The 21,592-nt window shown below is 64.6% G+C and carries 19 protein-coding genes; 13 read left to right on the top strand and 6 right to left on the bottom strand.

Annotated elements, in window-relative coordinates; all coding sequences use genetic code 11:
* Positions 1-167: 167 nt before the first annotated feature.
* The 3 genes from frc to H1B27_RS04730 form a co-directional block, all read right to left on the bottom strand.
* On the bottom strand, positions 168-1,445 hold the full coding sequence (gene frc / locus H1B27_RS04740; RefSeq protein WP_197965180.1) for a formyl-CoA transferase: 1,278 nt from the start codon (positions 1,443-1,445) through the stop codon (positions 168-170).
* A gap of 154 nt (positions 1,446-1,599) precedes the next feature.
* A complete protein-coding gene (oxc, locus tag H1B27_RS04735) occupies positions 1,600-3,333 on the bottom strand; it encodes an oxalyl-CoA decarboxylase (RefSeq protein ID WP_197965179.1) in 1,734 nt (577 codons plus the stop codon).
* A 73-nt stretch (positions 3,334-3,406) separates the two neighbouring features.
* Positions 3,407-4,102: a GntR family transcriptional regulator gene (locus H1B27_RS04730; protein WP_162131044.1), complete on the bottom strand. Its 696-nt coding sequence runs from the start codon at positions 4,100-4,102 to the stop codon at positions 3,407-3,409.
* Between the two features lie 351 nt (positions 4,103-4,453).
* Here H1B27_RS04730 and H1B27_RS04725 point away from each other — a divergent pair, with 351 nt between their 5' ends.
* From H1B27_RS04725 to H1B27_RS04675, 11 genes are all read left to right on the top strand, one after another.
* The gene (locus tag H1B27_RS04725) at positions 4,454-6,583 is read left to right on the top strand and encodes an acetate--CoA ligase family protein (protein ID WP_197965178.1); all 2,130 of its coding nucleotides are present in this window, start codon (positions 4,454-4,456) and stop codon (positions 6,581-6,583) included.
* Positions 6,584-6,761: 178 nt separating this feature from the next.
* Complete coding sequence (locus tag H1B27_RS04720) at positions 6,762-7,604, top strand: IclR family transcriptional regulator (RefSeq protein ID WP_197965279.1); 843 nt, start codon at positions 6,762-6,764, stop codon at positions 7,602-7,604.
* Between the two features lie 104 nt (positions 7,605-7,708).
* Entirely contained in the window at positions 7,709-8,677 is a 969-nt protein-coding gene (locus H1B27_RS04715) for a Bug family tripartite tricarboxylate transporter substrate binding protein (protein WP_197965177.1), read from the top strand.
* Entirely contained in the window at positions 8,674-9,159 is a 486-nt protein-coding gene (locus tag H1B27_RS04710; protein ID WP_197965176.1) for a tripartite tricarboxylate transporter TctB family protein, read from the top strand. Before H1B27_RS04715 ends, H1B27_RS04710 begins: the two co-directional genes overlap by 4 nt.
* Complete coding sequence (locus H1B27_RS04705) at positions 9,159-10,658, top strand: tripartite tricarboxylate transporter permease (protein ID WP_197965175.1); 1,500 nt, start codon at positions 9,159-9,161, stop codon at positions 10,656-10,658. Before H1B27_RS04710 ends, H1B27_RS04705 begins: the two co-directional genes overlap by 1 nt.
* Before the next feature lie 53 nt (positions 10,659-10,711).
* The gene (locus H1B27_RS04700) at positions 10,712-11,512 is read left to right on the top strand and encodes an NYN domain-containing protein (protein ID WP_061883300.1); all 801 of its coding nucleotides are present in this window, start codon (positions 10,712-10,714) and stop codon (positions 11,510-11,512) included.
* Between the two features lie 85 nt (positions 11,513-11,597).
* The gene (locus tag H1B27_RS04695; RefSeq protein WP_197965174.1) at positions 11,598-13,400 is read left to right on the top strand and encodes an adenine deaminase C-terminal domain-containing protein; all 1,803 of its coding nucleotides are present in this window, start codon (positions 11,598-11,600) and stop codon (positions 13,398-13,400) included.
* Positions 13,401-13,552: 152 nt separating this feature from the next.
* Positions 13,553-15,343, top strand: a complete 1,791-nt coding sequence (gene gcl / locus H1B27_RS04690; RefSeq protein WP_061883298.1) for a glyoxylate carboligase — start codon at positions 13,553-13,555, stop codon at positions 15,341-15,343.
* Between the two features lie 11 nt (positions 15,344-15,354).
* On the top strand, positions 15,355-16,140 hold the full coding sequence (gene hyi / locus H1B27_RS04685) for a hydroxypyruvate isomerase (RefSeq protein WP_061883297.1): 786 nt from the start codon (positions 15,355-15,357) through the stop codon (positions 16,138-16,140).
* A gap of 205 nt (positions 16,141-16,345) precedes the next feature.
* Positions 16,346-17,233 carry a 2-hydroxy-3-oxopropionate reductase gene (locus H1B27_RS04680; protein WP_197965173.1) on the top strand — a complete coding sequence of 296 codons (888 nt, stop codon included), beginning with the start codon at positions 16,346-16,348 and terminating at the stop codon, positions 17,231-17,233.
* A 113-nt stretch (positions 17,234-17,346) separates the two neighbouring features.
* Positions 17,347-17,730: a DUF1236 domain-containing protein gene (locus tag H1B27_RS04675; RefSeq protein WP_061883295.1), complete on the top strand. Its 384-nt coding sequence runs from the start codon at positions 17,347-17,349 to the stop codon at positions 17,728-17,730.
* Positions 17,731-17,774: 44 nt separating this feature from the next.
* Here the strand turns inward: H1B27_RS04675 and H1B27_RS04670 are convergent, their stop codons facing one another.
* The 3 genes from H1B27_RS04670 to H1B27_RS04660 form a co-directional block, all read right to left on the bottom strand.
* Positions 17,775-18,152: a VanZ family protein gene (locus H1B27_RS04670; RefSeq protein ID WP_197965172.1), complete on the bottom strand. Its 378-nt coding sequence runs from the start codon at positions 18,150-18,152 to the stop codon at positions 17,775-17,777.
* A 76-nt stretch (positions 18,153-18,228) separates the two neighbouring features.
* On the bottom strand, positions 18,229-18,825 hold the full coding sequence (locus H1B27_RS04665; protein WP_197965171.1) for a thiamine pyrophosphate-dependent enzyme: 597 nt from the start codon (positions 18,823-18,825) through the stop codon (positions 18,229-18,231).
* 8 nt (positions 18,826-18,833) lie between these two features.
* The gene (locus H1B27_RS04660) at positions 18,834-19,400 is read right to left on the bottom strand and encodes a thiamine pyrophosphate-binding protein (protein ID WP_197965170.1); all 567 of its coding nucleotides are present in this window, start codon (positions 19,398-19,400) and stop codon (positions 18,834-18,836) included.
* A 241-nt stretch (positions 19,401-19,641) separates the two neighbouring features.
* On the opposite strand from H1B27_RS04660, the gene H1B27_RS04655 reads away from it, so the two are divergent.
* Both H1B27_RS04655 and H1B27_RS04650 read left to right on the top strand, forming a co-directional pair.
* Complete coding sequence (locus H1B27_RS04655; RefSeq protein WP_061883291.1) at positions 19,642-20,691, top strand: hydroxyacid dehydrogenase; 1,050 nt, start codon at positions 19,642-19,644, stop codon at positions 20,689-20,691.
* A 124-nt stretch (positions 20,692-20,815) separates the two neighbouring features.
* Positions 20,816-21,265 carry a flagellar basal body rod protein FlgC gene (locus H1B27_RS04650; RefSeq protein ID WP_197965169.1) on the top strand — a complete coding sequence of 150 codons (450 nt, stop codon included), beginning with the start codon at positions 20,816-20,818 and terminating at the stop codon, positions 21,263-21,265.
* Positions 21,266-21,592 lie beyond the last annotated feature (327 nt).

Here is a 21,592-nt window from a genome sequence, read left to right as displayed (position 1 = left end):
TCAGAATTTTTTCGTCGAATCAGAAATATCGTTGCGGCCCAATGGGATGGCTACTGTGCATGGGGTTGTTTTTCCAGTTTTGGTTTGAGGCCCGCGACGTCGCGCCTTCCCAAGCAAAAAGGGCCGCCCCTTCGGGCGGCCCTTTCGTTTGGTTCGCGGCGGTCCGCTCACTCAGCGGCCTGCTTCTGCGGCGGGTCGAGCGCGCCGGACTTGTGGATCTCGGCGACCTGATGGTCGCTGAAGCCCAGCACCGAACGCAGGATCTCGTCGGTGTGCTCGCCCAGCAGCGGCGAGCGCTGCACGTCGCTCGGGCTATCCGACAGCTTGATCGGGTTGCCGACCGAGACGTACTTGCCGCGGGTGGGGTGGTCGACCTCGACCACGGTGCCGGTCGCGCGCAGCGACTGGTCCTCGGCGATCTCCTTCATCGACAGGATCGGGCCGCAGGGGATGTCGTCCTTGTTGAGGATCTCCATCGCCTCGAATTTTGTCTTCGTCATCGTCCACTGCTCGATGCGGCCGAAGATCTCGTTGAGGCGCGGCAGGCGGGCCGCCGGCTTGGCGTAGTTCGGATCGGTCTTCCAGGTGGGCTCGCCGATCACGTCGCAGATCTTCTCCCAGACCGGGGCCTGGGTGATGAAGTAGATGTAGGCGTTGGGATCGGTCTCCCAGCCCTTGCACTTCAGGATGCGGCCGGGCTGGCCGCCGCCGGAATCGTTGCCGGCGCGCGGCACGGCGTCGCCGAACGGCACGCCTTCGCCGAACTGGCTGTACTCTTTCAGCGGCCCGTGGGCGAGGCGCTGCTGGTCGCGCAGCTTGACGCGGCAGAGGTTGAGCACGCCGTCCTGCATCGCCGCGGTGACGCGCTGGCCCTTGCCGGTGTGGGTGCGCTGGAAGAGCGCGGTGACGATGCCGAGTGCCAGGTGCAGGCCGGTGCCGCTGTCGCCGATCTGCGCGCCGGTGACGAGCGGCACGCCGTCGCGGAAGCCGGTGGTGGAGGCGGCGCCGCCGGTGCACTGGGCGACGTTCTCATAGACCTTGCAGTCTTCGTACGGTCCGGGGCCGAAGCCCTTGATCGAGGCGACGATCATCTTCGGGTTGATCGCCTGGATCTTCTCCCAGGGGAAGCCCATGCGGTCGAGCACGCCGGGGCCGAAATTCTCCACCAGCACGTCGCACTTCTTGATCAGCTCGGTCAGGACTTCCTTGCCCTTGGGGTTCTTGGTGTCGAGCGTGATCGAGCGCTTGTTGTGGTTGAGCATGGTGAAATACAGGCTGTCCACGTTCGGGATGTCCTGCAGCTGGCCGCGGGTGATGTCACCCACGCCCGGGCGTTCCACCTTGATCACGTCGGCGCCGAACCAGGCCAGCAGCTGCGTGCAGGTCGGTCCTGATTGAACGTGGGTGAAGTCGAGAATGCGAACGCCCTCGAGCGCTTTGGTCATCGTGTTGCTCCTGTTACCACTCTGTTTCCGTCATGCCCGCGAAGGCGGGCATCCAGTATTCGCTGTCGTTTCGTTTTGCCGCAGTGCTCGCCATCCAGGACGGTCCGGCGATTACTGGATTCCCCGCCTGCGCGGGGAATGACCCGGCGGGGACTTACTTCTTCTTCTGCAGAACGCTCTGCGGATTGAGGTTGCCGATGCGGCCGCTCTCCGAGCCTGCGGCTGGATCGATCACCGCGTTGATGAGCGTCGGCTTGCCGGATTTCATCGCCTCGTTCACGGCGCGCTTGAGCTCGTCGGGCGAGGTGGCATTGACGCCGACGCCGCCGAAGGCTTCCATCATCTTGTCGTAGCGCGCGCCCTTGACGAACACGGTGGTCGCCGGGTCGGCGTTGGCGTTGTTCACGTCCGTGCCGCGATAGATGCCGTCATTGTTGAAGATGACGACGCAGATCGGAAGGTCGTAGCGGCAGATGGTCTCGATCTCCATGCCGGAGAAGCCGAAGGCCGAGTCGCCTTCCACTGCGAGCACGGGGTGGCCGGTCTCGAGCGCGGCGGCGATCGCCTGGCCCATGCCGATGCCCATCACGCCCCAGGTGCCGACGTCGAGACGCTTGCGCGGGCGGTACATGTCGATGACGCCGCGGGCGAGGTCGAGCGTGTTGGCGCCCTCGTTGACCAGGATCGCCTCGGGATACTCCTTGATGATGGTCTTCAGCACGCCGAGCGCACCGTGATAATCCATCGGCGACTTGTTGTTCATGAGCTTCGGCGCCATCTTGGCGACGTTCTCTTCACGCTTGGCTGACACGGCCTTGGTCCATTCGGCGGGCGGTGCGGTCCAGCCCGACGCCAGCGCCTGGTTGAACGCGGAGACGACCGAGCCGATGTCGCCGACGACGGGCGCGACGATCTCGACGTTGGAGTCCATCTCCTTCGGCTCGATGTCGACCTGGATGAACTTCTTCGGCGCTTCGCCCCAGCTCTTGCCCTTGCCGTGCGACAGCAGCCAGTTCAGCCGCGCGCCGATCAGCATCACGACGTCGGAGTCTTTCAGCACGGTCGAGCGGGCCGCGCCGGCGCATTGCGGATGAGTGTCGGGGAGGAGGCCCTTGGCCATGCTCATCGGCAGGAACGGCACGCCGCTGTTCTCGACGAAATTCTTGATCTCTTCATCCGCCTGCGCGTAGGCCGCGCCCTTGCCGAGGATGATGAGCGGACGCTTGGCGCTCTTGAGCACGTCGAGCGCGCGCTTCACCGAAGCCGGCGAGGGGATCTGCGCGGGCGCAGCGTCAATCACCTTGACCAGCGACTTCCGGCCGGCCTCGGCGTTCATCACCTGGCCGAACAGCTTGGCCGGCAGGTCGAGATAGACGCCGCCCGGACGGCCCGAGACCGCGGCGCGGATGGCGCGCGCGAAACCGATGCCGATGTCCTGGGCGTGCAGCACGCGATAGGCCGCCTTGCACAGCGGCTTCGCGATCGCGAGCTGGTCCATCTCCTCGTAGTCGCCCTGCTGGAGGTCGACGATCTCGCGCTCGGAGGAGCCCGAGACCAGAATCATCGGGTAGCAGTTGGTGGTGGCATGGGCGAGCGCGGTGAGACCGTTGAGGAAGCCGGGCGCGGAGACCGTGAGGCAGACGCCGGGCTTTTTGGTGAGATAGCCGGCGATGCCGGCGGCGTAGCCGGCGTTCTGCTCGTGGCGGAAGGAGATCACGCGAATACCCGCGGCCTGCGCCATGCGGCCCAAATCCGTGATCGGGATGCCCGGCACATTATAAATAGTGTTGATGCCGTTCAGCTTGAGCGCGTCGATGACGAGATGGAAGCCATCCGTCAATTCCTGCTCGGTGCCCGGTGCTTCGGACTTGGTCGCGGTATTCAGCATGGGCCTTGTCTCCCTGGTCTCAGTACTGGGGCGAGTGCTTCGCCCTTCTGGTGAAGGTTCGCTAGATAAAGTGCTACGTGAACAGTTCCTGGCCGTGCGCTTCGACGTAAGCGGCGAGGCCGAGGGTGTGATCGCGGGCGCGCTTCTCGGCGAGTTCGGTGTCGCGCGCTTCCAGCGCTTCGATGATGCCGAGATGCTCGGGCAGCGAGGTTGCGGTGCGGTCCTTGCGGCCGATGGTCAGCTGGCGATAGCCGCGCACGTGCAGCAGGAGGTCGTTGGTGAGATCGACCAGCACGGGCGATTCCGACAGCGAGATCAGCGCCTGGTGGAAGGCGATGTTGGCGCGGGAATATTCCTCGACGTGATCCTCGGGCAGGCGGTCCTTGCTGAAGTCCTTGAAGAAGTCGCGCAGCGCCGTGATGTCCTTCTTGCGTGCGGTGGTGGTGATGAGGCGCGCGGCCATGCTCTCCAGCGCCGCCCAGGCGCGGATCATGTCGACGATCTCGCTCTTGGTCCTTCGCACCACCATGATGCCGCGGCGCGGCACCGTCTTCACAAAACCGTCCTGCTCGAGCATGGCGATCGCTTCGCGGATCGGCGTGCGGCTGACGCCAAGTCTCTCCGACAATGCGCGCTCGTCCAGCATCACCGGCTCGGGCGTCGAGTAGATATCCATCTTGAGGATGGCTTCCTTCAAGGCGTCATACGCCTTGTTCTTGAAGCTGCTCTCCGGGGCAATACGAACGATTGCGATGTCTGCCTCGGCCATGTTCGGCAACGCCTTGGTTGGTTTCCGTAGTGACACGACGAATCTCCTCCAGTGGGAGTCGTCTTTTACAGGAATATTGACGGGAAAGTTTTTGGCATACCACATGCCAGAATGTCAAGGCGGCGATTTTTTGCGGCGTTCTAAGACAAGCTCCGGCTTGACAAGTTGGCTTCTGGCATACCAAATGCCATCGCCAGCCATTTTTGATCCAAGCCGGCGGAGTAGTCTTTAGGTGTATGCCACTCCGTTCCGCCGCATGGAACAGAGCGCGGCGAATGGCAAGCATCACGGGCAGCCGCAAACCACGCGCGCGCTTTGCAAAGAACGAACTCAGGTCAAGGGAGAAGCCAGATGTCCAATTCCAAAGATGCCGTCCGCAAGGTGCTCGACCAGGTCAAGGCGGACAACCGCACCAGCCTGACGGCGCCGGAGGGTAAGCTGGTCTGCGACGCCTACGGCATTCCGGTACCGAAGGAGGGCGTGGCAAAATCGGCCGGCGAGGCCGGCAAGATGGCTTCGTCCATGGGCTTCCCGGTCGTGATGAAGATCGTCTCGCCGGACATTCTCCACAAGACCGAAGCCGGCGGCGTCATCGTCGGTCTCAAGACCACCGAAGAGGCTGAGAAGGCCTACGAGACCATTCTTTCCAACGCCAAGAAATATAAGTCCGATGCCAAGATCGAGGGTGTCCAGGTGCAGCAGATGCTGGCCGGCGGCACCGAGGTCATCGTCGGCTCGATCACCGACGGCTCGTTCGGCAAGCTCGTTGCCTTCGGCCTCGGCGGCGTGCTGGTCGAGGTGTTGAAGGACATCACCTTCCGCCTCGCGCCAGCCACCAAGGAAGACGCGCTCTCGATGCTCGACGGCATCCAGGCGCATGAGATCTTGAAGGGCGTGCGCGGCGGCGAGCCGGTGAACCGCAACGCCCTCGCCGAAATCATCGTCAAGGTGTCGCAGCTCGTCACCGATTTCCCCGAAATCGTCGAACTCGACCTCAACCCGGTGTTCGCGACGCCGAAGGGCGCGACCGCCGCGGATGTGCGCATCGTCGTCGACTTCGCCTTCAAGCCGAAACCCAAGCCGCGTCCGACTGAAGAGATCGTCGCGGCCATGAACCGCATCATGCAGCCAAAGGCGGTCGCCGTGGTCGGCGCATCCGCCGAGGACGGCAAGATCGGCAATTCCGTGATGAAGAACCTCATCAACGGCGGCTACAAGGGGGAAATCTATCCGATCCATCCCAAGGCCACCGAGATCCTCGGCTACAAGGCCTACAAGAGCGTCAAGGACGTGCCCGGCGTGATCGACGTCGCGGTGTTCGCGATCCCCGCCAAGTTCGTGGCTGCAGCGCTCACCGAGTGCGGCGAGAAGAAAATCCCGGGCGCGGTGCTGATCCCGTCGGGCTTCGCTGAAGCCGGCGCGCCGGAGCTGCAGGCCGAGATCGTCGAGGTCGGCAAGAAGTACGACATCCGCCTGATGGGGCCGAACATCTACGGCTTCTATTATACGCCCGCCAATCTCTGCGCGACCTTCTGTACAGCTTACGACGTCAAGGGCCACGCAGCGCTGTCGTCGCAGTCGGGCGGCATCGGCATGGCCATCATCGGCTTCTCGCGCTCAGCGAAGATGGGCGTCTCGGCGATCGTCGGTCTCGGCAACAAGTCCGACATCGACGAGGACGATCTGCTCGCCTTCTTCGAGCAGGATCCGAACACGAACCTGATCGCGCAACACTGCGAAGACCTCAAGGACGGCCGCGCCTTTGCCGAAGCGGCGAAACGCGTCTCCAAGAAGAAGCCGGTGGTCGTTCTCAAGGCCGGCCGCACCTCGGCCGGTGCCAAGGCTGCGTCCTCGCACACCGGCGCGCTCGCCGGCAACGACCGCATCTATGAGGACGTGTTCAAGCAGTCTGGCGTGATCCGCGCCCGCTCACTTCGTCAACTGCTCGAATTCGCCCGAGGCGTGCCGGTCCTGCCGACGCCGAAGGGTGAGAACGTGCTGATCATCACCGGGGCCGGCGGCTCGGGCGTGCTGCTCTCGGACTCCTGCGTCGACAACGGCCTGTCGCTGATGTCGATGCCTCCGGATCTCGATGCGGCCTTCCGCAAGTTCATCCCGCCGTTCGGTGCTGCCGGAAATCCTGTGGATATCACCGGCGGCGAGCCGCCGATCACCTACGTCAACACCGTGAAGCTGGGCCTGTCGGATGAGCGCATCCACGCGCTCATCCTCGGCTACTGGCACACCATCGTCACACCGCCGATGGTGTTCGCCCGCAACATGGTCGAGGTGAAGAAGGAGATGGAGGCCAAGGGTTTTGTGAAGCCGATGGTCGCGTCTCTGGCCGGCGACGTCGAGGTCGAGGAAGCCGCCGAATATCTCTACCAGAACGGCATTCCGGCCTACGCCTACTCGACGGAGCTGCCGGTCGAGGTGCTCGGCGCCAAGTACAAGTGGGCGCGCGGGGCAGGGCTGCTCTGAGCTTGCGTTCGCCTCTCCCCGCTTGCGGGGAGAAGCCGGAATTTGCGCAGCAAATTCCGGGTGAGGGGAGCTTCCGCGAGTCCAACTGCCACCGTCCTTGCGGAAGCTCCCCCTCACCCTGACCCTCTCCCCGCGAGCGGGGAGCGGGGAGCGGGGAAGAGAACCAATGCAGGTCGCGATGAGCAAGAACGTGATCCGGCGCAAATCGCTCGAGCCCAAATCGGCGGCGGAGGCCGATCACGAGGGCCGCGACGGTGGCGTGCAGTCGGTCGACCGCGCGCTGTCGATCATCGAGACGCTGGCCGAGGACGACGAAGGCTATCGCCTCAGCGATCTCGCGATCCGCACCGGCCTGTCGGCGTCCACCGTGCACCGGCTGCTCGCAACCCTCGAAAGCCGCCGCTTCGTGCAGTTCGACCGCGGCGAATCCAAATGGCATGTCGGCGTGCGCAGCTTCACGGTCGGCGCCAGCTTTGCGCGGCGACGCAATTTCTCCGCGCAGGCGATTCCATATCTGCGCAAGCTGCGCGATCTCACCCGCGAGACGGCTAATCTCGCCGTGGTCGACGACGAGTTCATCATCGTGCTGACCCGCATGGAAAGCCGCGAGATCATGCGCTCGCTGACCAAGGTGGGCGGCCGCGTTCCCATGGTGACCTCCGGCGTCGGCAAGGCCGTGCTGGCGACCTATTCGGACGAGGACGTCGGCGCCGTCATCCGCCATCACGGCATGCCCCGCCTGACCGAGAAGTCGATCGTTCGGCCGAGCGACCTGTTCAAGGAACTCGAAAAGATCCGCAAGCAGGGTTACGCCCTCGACGATGAAGAGGCCTGCATGGGCCTGCGCTGCGTTGCGGCCGTCGTCTACAACGACTGCGCCGAGCCGCTCGCGGCGATTTCAGTCTCCGGCATGACCGGCCGGCTGACCGATCAGCGGTTGCCGGAGATCGGGCAAATCGTGCGGGATGTCGCTGCCGAACTGACGGCCGCACTCGGCGGGGTGATCCCGGCGCCCCGCTGACCAAGACCCTGGGGGATGTCACTGGACAGTATCGGCCGTTTTGGCTGATATGCGACCAAACGACACAATGCGGCAAACGTCCGCATGAGCCTGGAGATGCCCCCATGTTTCGATTTCCCTCGCGCCTTGTCGGCGCAGCCGTCGCGCTGACCCTGGCGGCAGCCAATCCGGCCTTTGCCCAGCAACTCGAGCTCAAGCTGATGGCGCCGGCAGCTCCGGGCGGGGGCTGGGACCAGACCGCGCGCTCGATGCAGCAGGCGCTGGTGGCTTCGGGCGTCGCGCGCAGCGTGCAGGTCACGAATGTTCCCGGTGCTGGCGGCAGCGTCGGCATCGCGCAGTTCGTCAATGGCGCCAAGGGCGACGGCAACCAGATGATGGTCAGCGGCTTCGTCATGGTGGGCGCGCTTGCCATGAACAAGTCGCCGGTGACGCTGGAGCAGGTGACGCCGATTGCCCGCCTCACCGAGGAGATCCAGGTGATCGTGGTTCCCGCGAATTCGCCGATCAAGAATGCGCAGGATCTGGCCGCCGCGGTGAAGGCCGATATCGCCAAGGTCACCTTCGCCGGAGGCTCGGCCGGCGGTGTGGACCATGTAATGGCAGCGCTGTTCGCCGGCGCCGTCGGCGCCGACGCGAAGAAGATCAACTACATCCCGTTCTCCGGCGGCGGCGAGTCGCTGGCGGCGATCCTCGGCGGCAAGGTCACCGCGGGTATTTCGGGCCTGAGCGAATACGAAGGACAAATCAAGTCCGGCAAGCTGCGCGCGATCGGCGTGACCTCGGAGAAGCGCATTGCCGGCAGCGATATCCCGACCTTCAAGGAGCAGGGCATCGACCTCGTGATCGCAAACTGGCGCTCGGTGGTCGCGCCTCCCGGCCTCACGCCGGAGCAGCGCAAGACCTTGAGCGATGCGGTCGAGAAGATGGTGAAGTCCGACGCCTGGAAGGAGATCCTCAAGCAGAAGGGCTGGGAGGACGCCTATCTCGGCGGCGACGCTTTCGCCGACTTCCTGAAGAAGGAAACGGCGCGCGTCACCGACGTGCTGAAATCGGTCGGCCTCGTCAAGTCATGACCTCCGGCGATCCTGCGCAGCCGCCGCGGCGCGTCGACCGCGCCGGCCTCGTTGTCGCTGCGTTGCTCGCAGGTCTCGCCGCGGTGCTGGTCTGGGATGCACGCGGCCTGCAATCTGCCGCGATGTACGGGATGGGGCCTGAGGCGATGCCGGTTGTGGTCGCCTCCGGCCTCGCGTTGCTCGCGCTCGGCAATTTCATCGACGCGCTACGCGGCAATCTGCCGGCGCGCGAGAGCGCCGATCCCGTGCCGGTGGTCTTGATCCTCATTGGTCTTGCGCTGCTGATCGCGATCATCGGCTTCGGCGGCGGCTTCATCCTGGCGACGTCCGCGCTGTTCGTGACGACGTCGGCCGCGTTTGGGCGGCGTGCCATCCTGGTCGACAGCATCATCGCCCTCGTGATGTCGACCGTCATCTATCTCGCGTTCGACCGCCTGTTGACGCTGAGCCTTCCGGCCGGGCCTCTGGAGCGACTGCTGTGATGGACACTTTTGCCGCGCTGGCCCACGGCATGGCGGTCGCCGTCCAGCCGATGAACCTGCTTTATGCGCTGATCGGCGTGTTCCTCGGCACGGCCGTCGGCGTGCTGCCCGGCATCGGTCCGGCGCTGACGGTCGCGCTGCTGCTGCCGGTAACGTACAAGCTCGATCCCGGCGGCTCGCTGATCATGTTCGCCGGCATCTATTATGGCGGCATGTATGGCGGCTCGACCACCGCGATCCTGATCAACACGCCCGGCGAGAGCGCCTCGATGGCGACCGCGCTCGAAGGCAACAAGATGGCCAAGGCCGGCCGTGGCGGGCCGGCGCTTGCGACCTCCGCGATCGGCTCTTTCGTCGCCGGCACCATCGCCACCATCGGACTCGCCTTCCTTGCGCCGTGGCTGGTCGATTTCGCCGTGCGCTTTGGCCCGGAGGATTACTTCGCGCTGATGTGCGTCGCCTTCGTCACGGTGTCGGCGACCTTCGGAGATTCGCCGATCCGCGGCCTGACCAGCTTGTTCATCGGCCTGACGCTGGGCCTCGTCGGCATCGACAAGCTGACCGGCCAGGCGCGGCTCGCGTTTGGCATCCCCGAGCTGCTCGACGGTGTCGAGGTGACGACGCTCGCGGTCGGCTTGTTCGCGGTGGGCGAGGCGCTCTATGTCGCATCGCGCCGCCACCACACCGAGGAGAAGCTCGAGCCGGTGCGCGGCTCGCTGTGGATGACAAAAGAAGATTGGAAGCGATCGTGGAAACCGTGGCTGCGCGGCACCATGTTCGGCTTTCCGATCGGCGCCCTGCCTGCGGGCGGCGCCGAGATCCCGACCTTCCTGTCCTATTCGACCGAGAAGCGCCTGACCAAACACCCCGAAGAATTCGGCAAGGGCGCGATCGAAGGGGTGGCGGGACCGGAAGCGGCCAACAACGCCTCAGCCGCCGGCACGCTGGTGCCGCTGCTCACGCTCGGACTGCCGACCTCGGCAACCGCCGCGATGATGCTGGCGGGTTTCCAGCAATACGGCCTCAACCCGGGGCCGCTGCTGTTCGCCGAGCGGCCCGATCTGGTGTGGGGTCTGATCGCGAGCCTCTTCATCGCCAACTGCATGCTGCTGGTGCTCAACCTGCCGCTGGTCGGACTGTGGGTGCGCCTGCTCGCGATTCCGCAGCCCTGGCTCTATGCCGGCATCCTCGTCTTCGCGACCATGGGCACCATCGCCGCCAAGCCGTCGGTGGTGGAATTATCGATGCTGGCCGGCTTCGGCGTGCTCGGCTTTTTGATGCGCCGGTTCGATTTTCCAATCGCGCCCGTGGTCGTCGGCCTGATCCTCGGCCCGATCGCCGAAAGCCAATTGCGTCGCGCACTCGCGATCAGCCTCGGCGATCCCATGACGCTGGTCCAAAGCCCGATCTCGGCGACGCTGCTGGCCGTGGCGTTGATCGCACTGCTGGCGCCCTTCGTGCTGAAGGGGCTCGGGCGATTTAAGGCGAACGAGGATTAGCCGCTAAGACGCACGCATGTTCTAATGCTGCGTCCATCCTGTGGAGAAATGCCATGCCGTCCGAACTTCGCTCGCCTCGTCTGGCCGTCCTGATCGACGCCGACAATGCCTCTGCGAAGATCGCGGATGGACTTTTCGAGGAGATTGCCAAGATCGGCGAGGCCAGCGTCCGACGCATCTACGGCGACTTCTCCAATGCGCGTTCCAGGGCCTGGGCCGACATTCTGTCGAAGCACGCCATCATCCCGCAGCAGCAATTCGCTTATACGACGGGAAAGAATGCGTCCGACATCACCCTGGTCATCGACGCGATGGACCTGCTGCACAGCGGCCGCTTCGACGGCTTCTGCCTGGTGTCTTCCGACAGCGACTTTACTCGTCTCGCCGCCCGCATCCGGGAGCAGGGAGTCGACGTCTTCGGGTTCGGCGAGCAGAAGACGCCGGAAAGCTTCAGGCAGGCCTGCCGGAGATTCGTCTATACCGAGAACCTGCTTGCCGCCCCGGCGAACACCCAGGATGCCGCCACGAGGTCGCCGCTGCTCCAACCCCCTGACGCAGCGATTCCCATGATCAAGAAAGTCATCGCCCAGATGGAAAGCGAAGACGGATGGGTTTCTCTCGGGGAAGTCGGAAAAGGGCTTACCAACCTCGCCCCCGATTTCGATTCGAGAACCTACGGTTCCCGCAAGCTGAGCGATCTTGTGCGAAAGACAAATTCCTTCGAAATCGATGAATCCAAGGGCCGGTCAATGCGCATACGGGTCAAGCCCACTGCCGCACCATCGCCAAGACGGCGGAGCCCGCGCAGACCTGTAAGGTCGGGGTCGGCAGGAGGTTCGGCGCCTGGGGCTTGAGCAGGGCGTGCTGCTATATTTGCGCTTGCCCCGCTCGGCGCGGGGCGTAACCATCGCTTGGCCGTAACGCCACGCGAGGGTCACTATGACAAGACTTACCCGCTTCGCCGTCGCACCGCTGCATGCGATGACCCGGCGCCTCGCCGACGTCGCCTCGGCGCGCGTTGCGCCCGATCTCGTCGTCACGGGGGCCCGGGTGCTCTCGACCTATTCGGAGCGCATCCATCCGGGCCGCGAGGTCTGGATCACCGGCGGCCGCATCGCTGCGGTGAAGCCGGCCGGCACGGCGAAGAAGGTCTGGAGCGGCGTGCCGCTCTATGATGCGGCCGGCGGCATCATCGCGCCGGGGCTGGTCGATCCGCACATCCACATCGAATCCTCGATGGTGACGGCCTGTGCCTACGCGGAAGCTGCGCTGCTGAACGGAACCACCACGATCTTCTGCGACAGCCACGAGATCGGCAACGTCATGGACGTCGCCGGCGTCGAGGCGATGCTGGAGGACGCGCGCGAGGCGCCGCTCTCGATCTTCCTGACGGTGCCGAGCACGATGCCAGCAACGTCCGCGGAACTGGAAACCGCTGGCGGCGACCTCACGCCGGACAAGATCGCGGGCCTGTTCGATCGCTGGCCGGAGGCGGTCGCACTCGGCGAGAAGATGGATTTCGTGCCGGTCACGATGGGCGACGAGCGCAGCCATGCCATTCTCGCCGCGGCCCTGAAGCGGGGGCGTCCGGTGTCGGGTCATGTCTATGGCCGCGAGTTCGTCGCCGCCTATGCGGCGAGCGGCATTACCGATACGCACGAGGCGATCGACCGCGACATCGCCGACGATCTGCTCGATGCCGGCGTCTGGGTGTTCTTGCGTGGCGGCCCGCCGACGACGCCCTGGCATTCGCTGCCGCAGGCAATCCGGACGATTACCGAACTCGGGGCCTCGCACAAGCGCACGGCCGTCTGCACAGATGATCGCGATGCCGACGATCTGCTGCTGTTCGGCCTCGACTGGGTGGTGCGCGAAGCCGTGAAGGCGGGGATGTCGCCGGAGCAGGCCTGGTCGATGGGCTCGCTTCATGGCGCGACGCGTTTCGGGATGGAAGGCGATATCGGCGGGCTCGGTGGCGGCCGCCGCGCCGATCTCGTGCTGATGGACGACCAGCTCAAGCCGCAATGCACCTGGTATGGCGGCGAGCTCGTGGTCGAGCGCGGCAAGATCACTGACAGTCTCGATCAGGCGCTGTCGCAGCGCTATCAGTATCCGAAGGCGGCCTATGCGACGGTGAAGCTGCCGGAGAAGATGAAGTTGACGCCGGAGCTGCCCGCGAAGGCCTGCATCGTCAATGCGATCAAGACCGCGCTGCCCGGCATCACGCTGATTCACGAGAAGGTGGCGATCGAAGCCGCAAAGGATTGGCCGTCGCTGTTCGAGCGCTACGGACTTTGCTTCGTCACGGTCGTCGAGCGCCACGGCAAGTCGGCCGGCAATGTCGCCCATGGCCTTCTCAAGGATTTCGGCCTGAAGCGCGGCGCGGTCGCCTCCAGCGTCGGCCACGACAGCCACAACATCATCGTCGCCGGCACCAACGAGCCGGACATGCAGGTGACGATCGCTGCGATCAAGGAGCACCAGGGCGGCGTTTGCGTCGTCGCCGACGGCAAGGTGAGGGCGCTGGTTCCGCTGCCCATTGCCGGGCTGCTCTCCGACAGGCGCGTCACCGAAGTGGCGGAAGAAGTGAAGGTGCTGAAGAAGGAATGGGTGGAGGCCGGCTGCACCATCCCCTACATGGGCTTCAATTTGATTCCCCTATCAGTCATTCCGGAAATTCGCATCACCGACAAGGGCCTCGTGCTGGTGCCGCAGATGGAGCTGGCGCCGCTGTTCGAGTGATCCGCTTTCACGCATTCCTCGATATAACCGATTGAGACCGCCGCGATTTTTCGGCGGCTGCCGCATCGTGGAAAACAAAATCGATCTTGTTGAGATAGCTCCTTGCGCATCTGATGATCTCGCTCGCTGACTTGAACCGAGCGAGGTCCGATATGGCGAAGATGCGAGCTGTCGATGCGGCCGTGCGAATCCTGGAGAAGGAGGGCATCTCGACTGCCTTCGGGGTTCCCGGGGCTGCGATCAATCCGCTTTACTCGGCGCTGAAGAAGCGCGGTTCGATCCGCCACATCCTGGCGCGGCATGTCGAGGGCGCCTCGCACATGGCGGAGGGCTATACGCGGGCGAAGGCCGGCAATATCGGCGTCTGCATCGGCACCTCGGGGCCGGCCGGCACCGATATGATCACCGGACTCTATTCGGCGATCGCCGATTCCATCCCGATCCTCTGCATCACCGGACAGGCGCCGCGGGCGCGGCTCTACAAGGAAGATTTCCAGGCGGTCGATATCGAGTCGATCGCAAAGCCGGTGACCAAATGGGCGGTCACCGTGCGTGAGCCGGCGCTGGTGCCGCGCGTGTTCAGCCAAGCCTTTCATGTGATGCGCTCGGGTCGGCCGGGGCCGGTGTTGATCGACATGCCGCTCGACGTGCAACTCGCCGAGATCGAATTCGACGACGAGACTTATGAGCCGCTGCCGGCCTACAAGCCCGCCGCAACACGCAAGCAGGTCGAGAAGGCGCTGGAGATGCTGAACGCGGCCGAGCGGCCGCTGATCGTCGCCGGCGGCGGCATCATCAATGCCGATGCCTCGGATCTGCTGGTCGAGTTTGCCGAGATCGCCAACGTGCCCGTTGTCCCGACGCTGATGGGATGGGGCGCGATCCCCGACGACCATGTGCTGATGGCCGGCATGGTCGGGCTTCAGACCAGCCACCGCTACGGCAACGCCACGCTGCTGGAATCCGACTTCGTGCTCGGCATCGGCAACCGCTGGGCCAACCGCCACACCGGCTCGGTCGAGACCTACACCAAGGGCCGCACCTTCGTGCATGTCGATATCGAACCGACGCAGATCGGACGCGTGTTCAATCCCGATCTCGGCATCGTCTCGGATGCGAAGGCTGCGCTCGAGCTGTTCGTCACGGTCGCCAGGGAGTGGCGCCGGTCAGGCAGGCTTCGCGAGCGCCAGGCGTGGCCCGCTGCCTGCCGCGATCGCAAGAAGACGATGCTGCGCAAGAGCCATTTCGACGACGTGCCGATCAAGCCGCAGCGCGTCTATGAGGAGATGAACAAGGCGTTCGGCCGCGACACCACTTATGTCACCGTGATCGGCCTGTCGCAGATCGCCGGCGCGCAATTCCTCGGCGTCTACAAGCCGCGCAACTGGATCAATGCCGGACAGGCGGGACCGCTCGGCTGGACGCTGCCCGCCGCGCTCGGCGTGCGTGCGGCGTGCCCGGATCGCGACATCGTCGCGCTCTCCGGCGACTACGACTTCCAGTTCCTGATCGAGGAGCTCGCGGTCGGCGCGCAGTTCAATCTGCCCTACATCCACGTCGTCGTGAACAATTCCTATCTCGGCCTGATCCGCCAGGCCCAGCGCGGCTTCGAGATGGACTATCAAGTCCAGCTCTCCTTCGAGAACATCAACGCGCCCGAGATCGGCGTCTACGGCGTCGACCATGTCGCAGTCGCCGAAGGCCTCGGCTGCAAGGCGATCCGTGTCACCCGCCCCGAGGACACGCAAGCGGCGTTCGCCACCGCGCGTGAATTGATGGCCAGGCATCGCGTGCCGGTGGTGGTCGAGTTCATCCTCGAACGCGTCACCAACATCGCGATGGGCAGCGAGATCGACAACATCGTCGAGTTCGAGGAGGTGCTGGACCTCCCGCTCGACGAGGTCGAGCGGGCGCGCCCGGGTGTGCTGCAGCCGGCGGAATAGGGGAGAACATCATGCCGAAGTTTGCCGCCAACCTCACCATGCTCTTCAACGAGATGCCGTTCCTCGACCGCTTTGCCGCGGCGAAGGCGGCGGGCTTTGCCGGGGTCGAGTATCTCTTTCCCTATGATTTCGACAAGGCGCAGCTGCGCGAACAATTGGAGGCCCACGGGCTGACGCAGGTGCTGCACAATCTGCCGGCCGGCAACTGGGCGGCGGGCGAGCGGGGCATTGCCATCCTGCCCGATCGCGTCAGTGAATTCCGCGACGGCGTATTCCGCGCCATCGACTATGCCAAGGCACTCGATTGCGAGCAGCTCAACTGCCTCGTCGGCATCGCGCCTGCCGATGCGGAACGGCGCGAGCTGAATGAGACCCTGCTCGGAAATTTGCGCTTTGCCGCCTCGACGCTGGCGCGGGAGAACATCAAGCTCCTGGTCGAGCCGATCAACACGCTCGACATTCCCAGCTTCTTCCTCAGCGGCACCGAGCAGGCGGTGCAGCTGATCTCGGACGTGCGGTCGAACAACCTCTTCATCCAGTACGACATTTATCACATGCAGATCATGGAAGGCGACCTCGCTCGCACCATGCAAGAATACCTGCCTGAGATCGCCCACATCCAGCTCGCCGACAATCCCGGCCGCCACGAGCCCGGCACCGGCGAGATCAACTATCCCTTCCTGTTCCGGCATCTCGACGCGATCGGCTATCGCGGCTGGATCGGCTGCGAATACAAGCCCCGCACCACGACGCTCGAAGGCCTGTCCTGGCACGCCGCACAGACGTTCGAGACTTGAGACTTAGCCAAGGCGACGGTGGGGCTCCCTCTCCCGCTTGCGGGAGAGGGTTGGGGAGAGGGTACCTCCGCGGTGGGGTTCTTGCGGAGAAGATCTCAACGCGGACAGAACCCTCACCCGGCACTGCGTGCCGACCTTTCCCGCAAGCGGGAGCACTGAGCAGGTGGATAGACTTACCAGAAACTTTCGCGGAGGAAACGAAGACATGATCGACATCGGTTTCATCGGACTTGGGACCATGGGACGGCCGATGGCCGGCCATCTCCTGGCCGCGGGCCATCGCGTTTTCCTGCATGACGTTGGGCCCGTGGCGCCGGAGCTGATTGCGGCCGGCGGCATTCCCTGCAACTCCGGCAAGCAGGTGGCGGAGGAGGCGGATGCGGTCATCATCATGGTGCCGGATACGCCGCATGTCGAAGCTGTGCTGTTCGGCAAGGACGGGGTGGCGAGCGGCATTTCCAAGGGCAAGATCGTGGTCGACATGAGCTCGATCTCGCCGCTGGCGACGAAGGAGTTTGCGAAGAGGATCGAGGCGCTTGGCGCTGACTATCTCGATGCGCCGGTGTCGGGCGGGGAGGTCGGAGCGAAAGCTGCGAGCCTCACCATCATGGTCGGCGGGCCGGAGCGGGCTTTTGGCACCATGAAGCCGATCTTCGACAGGATGGGCAAGAATGTCACGCATGTCGGCGCCAATGGCGACGGGCAGACGACGAAGGTCGCCAACCAGATCATCGTCGCACTGACAATCGAGGCCGTGAGCGAAGCGCTTCTGTTCGCATCCAAGGCCGGCGCGAACCCGGCGCTGGTGCGCAAGGCGCTGATGGGCGGCTTCGCCTCGTCGCGGATTCTCGAAGTGCATGGCGAGCGCATGGTGAAGCGCAATTTCGACCCGGGCTTCCGCATCGAGCTGCACCAGAAGGATCTCAACCTCGCGCTCGAAGGCGCTCGCTCACTCGGCTTGTCGCTGCCGAGCACGGCAGTGGCGCAGCAATTGTTCTCGTCCTGCACGGCGCATGGCGGCAAGGCGTGGGATCATTCGGCGATGGTGCGGGCGCTGGAACTGATGGCGGGGCACGAGATCGCCGCAGCCTGATGTGTTACGGCGTAACAGTCTCCGGATTCTGGCGCTTCTTCGCAGTAGGGAACCGGAACAATGCCTCCGCCCCGCGGTTGAAGGCGCAGGACAATCACTGGAGTGATAAGCACATGAAAACCCGTCTTGCGATTACGTTCGCCGCCGCCTCGCTGCTGGCGTCGAGCGCAGCCTTCGCCCAGTCAACGACCGAACAAGGCGCCAGGGACGGCGCGCGTGCAGGTGGCGACATCGGCGGACCGATCGGCGCAATGGTTGGCGGCACCGTTGGCGCGGCCGTCGGCGCCGGCCTCGAAATTCCGAATGCCGTGCTGGGCGGAATCCCGCGCAGCGATTCGGTCGTCGTGGAGGAGCGCGTTGTCGTCGGCGAGCCGCTGCCGCCCAGCGTTGTGCTCCGTCCGGTGCCGAACTACACCGAGTATCGTTATGCGGTCGTGAACGATCGCCGCGTGATCGTCGAGCCGCGCACCCGCCGCGTCGTCAAGATCATCGACTGATCGGCGGCAAACCCGGGCGCTGACAAGACAGGCCCTGCGGAGTCTCACTCCGCGGGGCCTTCGCTTGTCAGGGCAGCGCTGGTGCGAAAGCGCGCGAGCAGCCAATCGGCCGCGGCGGCGAGCGCAAAGCCGAGGCAGGCGGTGGCGGCATCGACCAGAAAATCCTCCAGCCGCGCATGGCGGCCGGGTGCCCAAAATTGCATCAGCTCGAGCACGCCAATCAGCACGACCGCGGCGGCTGCGACCAGCAGACGTCGTCGCCGATAGGCGAGGCCGAACGCCAGTCCCACCAGGATGAAGGCGAGCGCATGTTCGCCGTCCTGGCCGAGGTCGGAATGGGGCCGCAGGCCGGGGGGACCGAGGGTGGCGAAAGTGACGGCGGCCGCGAGCAGCCAGGCAATGCTACGAATGAAAAAGGACATCCGGATCGCTTAGCACGGATCTGGCGGGGTTGTCGCGAGGTCGGCATCAGATCGCCGTGTAGTTAATGACAAAATGTTAAAGTGGCTCGCGCACGCCGAGGCCGTGCATGAAGCGTTCCCGGATCTGCACGGGGTCGCGGCGGGTGGTGCCCACGCCCGGCTTGTCGTCGATCCGGACTGCGATCAGGCCCGGCTCGGTTGTTGCCATCGCCTCGTCGACCAGTCGCTCGAAGTCCTCCTCGTCGGCGGCCCAGGCGCTGTTGGCGAGGCCGGAGCCGATGGCGATGGCGACGATGTCGGCGATACCAGCTGCCGGTGTCGGTTGCGCGCCGGTGATTTGATAGACGCCGTTGTCCATCACGATCATCGTCAGGTTTTTCGGCTTCAGGGCTGCAATCGTCGACAGCGCGCCGAGCTGCATCAGCAGCGAGCCGTCGCCTTCGAGTGCGAAGACGCGACGGCCGGGCTGCGCCAGCGCCACCCCGAGCGCGATCGGAAAGGCGAGCCCCATGCTGCCCAGCATGTAGAAATTCTGCGGGCGGTGGCCGGCGGCCCAGAGATCGAAATTGGAGTTGCCGATGCCGCCGATCACGGCTTCCTCGTGCTTGAGCTTCGCGATGAGGCGCGAGGTGACGTCAAAGCGGTTCATGACCTTGGTGTTGCGCGTGTTCATGACCGGCCTCACTTGTCGAAGACCTTGCCGCCCGTAAGCAGCGGGTTGAGGATCAACGCCACCGGCGCCTGCGTGGTGACGGCCTGCTTGATCGAGCGGTCCGTGATGAATTCGAGCTCGTCGAGCCGGGTGATGGTGTGGTGCTCCAGCGCCAGCGAATCGAGCACCGGGCGCATGGTCCGGCAGACCAGCGACTGGCCGTAGTTGAACTCGCCGAGCGTGCCGCGCTCGGACACGAACATGATCAGCGGGATCTGGTAGGGCACCGCGAGCGAGGCCAGCACGTTGGCCAGCGTGGCAAAGCCGGAGGTCTGCATCAGCACCGCCCCGCGTCGTCCGCCCATCCAGGCGCCGGAGACGATGCCAACCGCTTCCTCCTCGCGGGCGGTGGCAAAGGTGGTGAAGAAGGGATCGGCGTGCAGGTTCTTGATCAGCGGCGTCAGCACGCGGTCGGGCACGTAGGGAATGAGGCTGATCTCGTTCCGCTTCAACGTTTGCAGGACGATGCCGTGCCAGTTTCCTTCACCGGAGCCTTGCGCCGCCTGGGGCGAGGTCCGTTGTTCCGCAATCGCCATTGCGTTCTCCCTTCAGCCGCGCCTGCTTCTTTCTGGCCGTCGCGGCGATCCGCCGAACTTGACGCAGGCAGTGGGATTGTCAACATGTCCGCGCCGGCACCGTGATCTGCGCCAGAAGGCCTGCCGTGGCCGGCTCCGCCATGTCATAAGTGCGGCAATGAAGAAACGGGAGGAAGCACCGGAGGCAGCGCGTCGCGCCGACCTTGTCGAGCTCCCTCGCGAGCGAGCCTGAAGGGTCCTGATGTCCGTCAACAACAAGCGCGTCTTCTACGTCAAATACCTCGCCAATCCGATCTACATCGACATTCTGAAGGCGCGGCCCGACGTCCGGCTCGATCGCATCGAGAACGAGAGCCCTGAAGATTTCTATGCGCCGATCCTGAGCGCGGCCCATGTCTACCAGATCGGCGCGGCCCGCGACGAACTGGCGCCGCATTTCCACGTCGATGCCGCCTTTCTGAAGCGGACGCCAAAATTGCTGCTGGTCTCCAGCAATGGCGCGGGCTTCGACCCTGTTGACGTCGAGGCCTGCACGGACGCGGGGGTGCTGGTCGTCAACCAGTCCGGCGGCAATGCCCATTCGGTTGCCGAGCATGCGCTGGCGATGATGTTGACGTTGTCCAAGCGCATCATCCAGTCGGATCGCCGCCTGCGCCGCGAGCGCGACGTCAACCGCAACGAACTTGTCGGCAATGAGGTCGAGGGCAAGACCATCGGCATCATCGGCCTCGGGAATGTCGGCCGGCGCATCGCCGCCCTGTGCAAGGGCCTGCTCGGCATGACGGTGCTGGCCTACGACCCGTATTTGTCGGCCGAAGTGATGGCGGAGCGGGGCGGGGAGAAGGTCGAGCTCGACGAGCTCCTGCGCCGCGCCGATTTCGTCTCGATCTCCTGCCCGCTGAACAAGGGCAGCCGGAACATGATCAGCGTGCGTGAATTCGCGCTGATGCAGCCGCATGCCTATTTCATCACCACGGCGCGCGGGTTCATCCACGACGAGGACGCGTTGCTTCAGGCGCTGCGCGACAAGCGCATTGCGGGTGCCGGCCTCGACGTCTGGTCCAAGGAGCCACCGCCGCCGGAGCATCCGCTGCTCCAGTTCGACAACGTGCTGGCGAGCCCGCACACGGCAGGCGTCACCATCGAGGCACGCCAGAACATGGGCCGCATCGCCGCCGAGCAGGTGCTGGATGTGCTCGACGGCAAGCGCCCGCCGCGCGTGATCAATCCCGAAGTCTGGCCGCGCTATGCGGAGCGCTTCAAGCAGGCTTTTGGTGTGATGCCCGGGTAAAGGGGCCGGCCGCGCCAGGTTGGATTGCGCTCCGATCATTGGTTACCACGATAGAAAGCCAAAGCGCCGCATCTTATCGATCGGGTAAGTGAACGCGTATCACTTGTCCTGTAGTTGAAAGTCCATGAGCATCTTTTCGATCGCGACATCCGGACTTTCTGCGGCAAGTTTGCGCGTGAACGTGGCCGCGAGCAATATCGCCAACGTCCGCACGACCGGGCCGCTGCCAGCATCAGGCGGATCGGACACGTCGGCCGGTGCAGCCAGCTCGAGCACGAACTCGACTTATCCCGCGGCTTATGTGCCGTTGCGCGTCGATCAGGTCGACCAATCGAGTGGCTCGATGCCAGGCGGCACGAAAGCGGTCGTGTCGACGGTTTCGCCGAGCTATATCGCACAATCCGACCCGGGCGCCCCCTTCGCAAACCAGGACGGCTTGGTCGCGGCGCCGAATGTCGATATCACCCGCGAATTCGCCGAGCTGGCGGCCGCAAAGTACAGCTTCATCGCCAATACGAAGGTCATTCAGGCCTACTCGGAGACGACGGAGTCGCTGCTCGACATCACGACGTGATGGTTTGATGTCGGCTCTGTCCCGCCTGCCTTCGCTCGTCCACCTCTACCGGCGAGATGGATGCCAGGGCACAGGAACGCGGGCGGTGGCCATCTCGACCACATGACGTGCGAGGCCGTGTTCAAGTAGCTCGGCACCAAGTTCGGGTAGACCGGCGATGGGCCTCGTGCAGCGCGGCATGAGGATCGGAAACGTCGGAACTTTCGTGACTTCGGTGTCGGAGACGAGGTGCAAGGCAAGATCCTCGCGGGGGGCGGCCGGTATTCCGGCGTATCCCCGGCCGGCAGGTTCCGCAATGGATTGTCTGTTCCGCCTTGATCCGCGTCA

It is taken from the genome of Bradyrhizobium diversitatis (assembly GCF_016031635.1).
GTDB lineage: Bacteria > Pseudomonadota > Alphaproteobacteria > Rhizobiales > Xanthobacteraceae > Bradyrhizobium > Bradyrhizobium diversitatis.
Note: the sequence above shows the minus strand (reverse complement) of the source record. Positions and strands in the feature narration are given on the sequence as shown.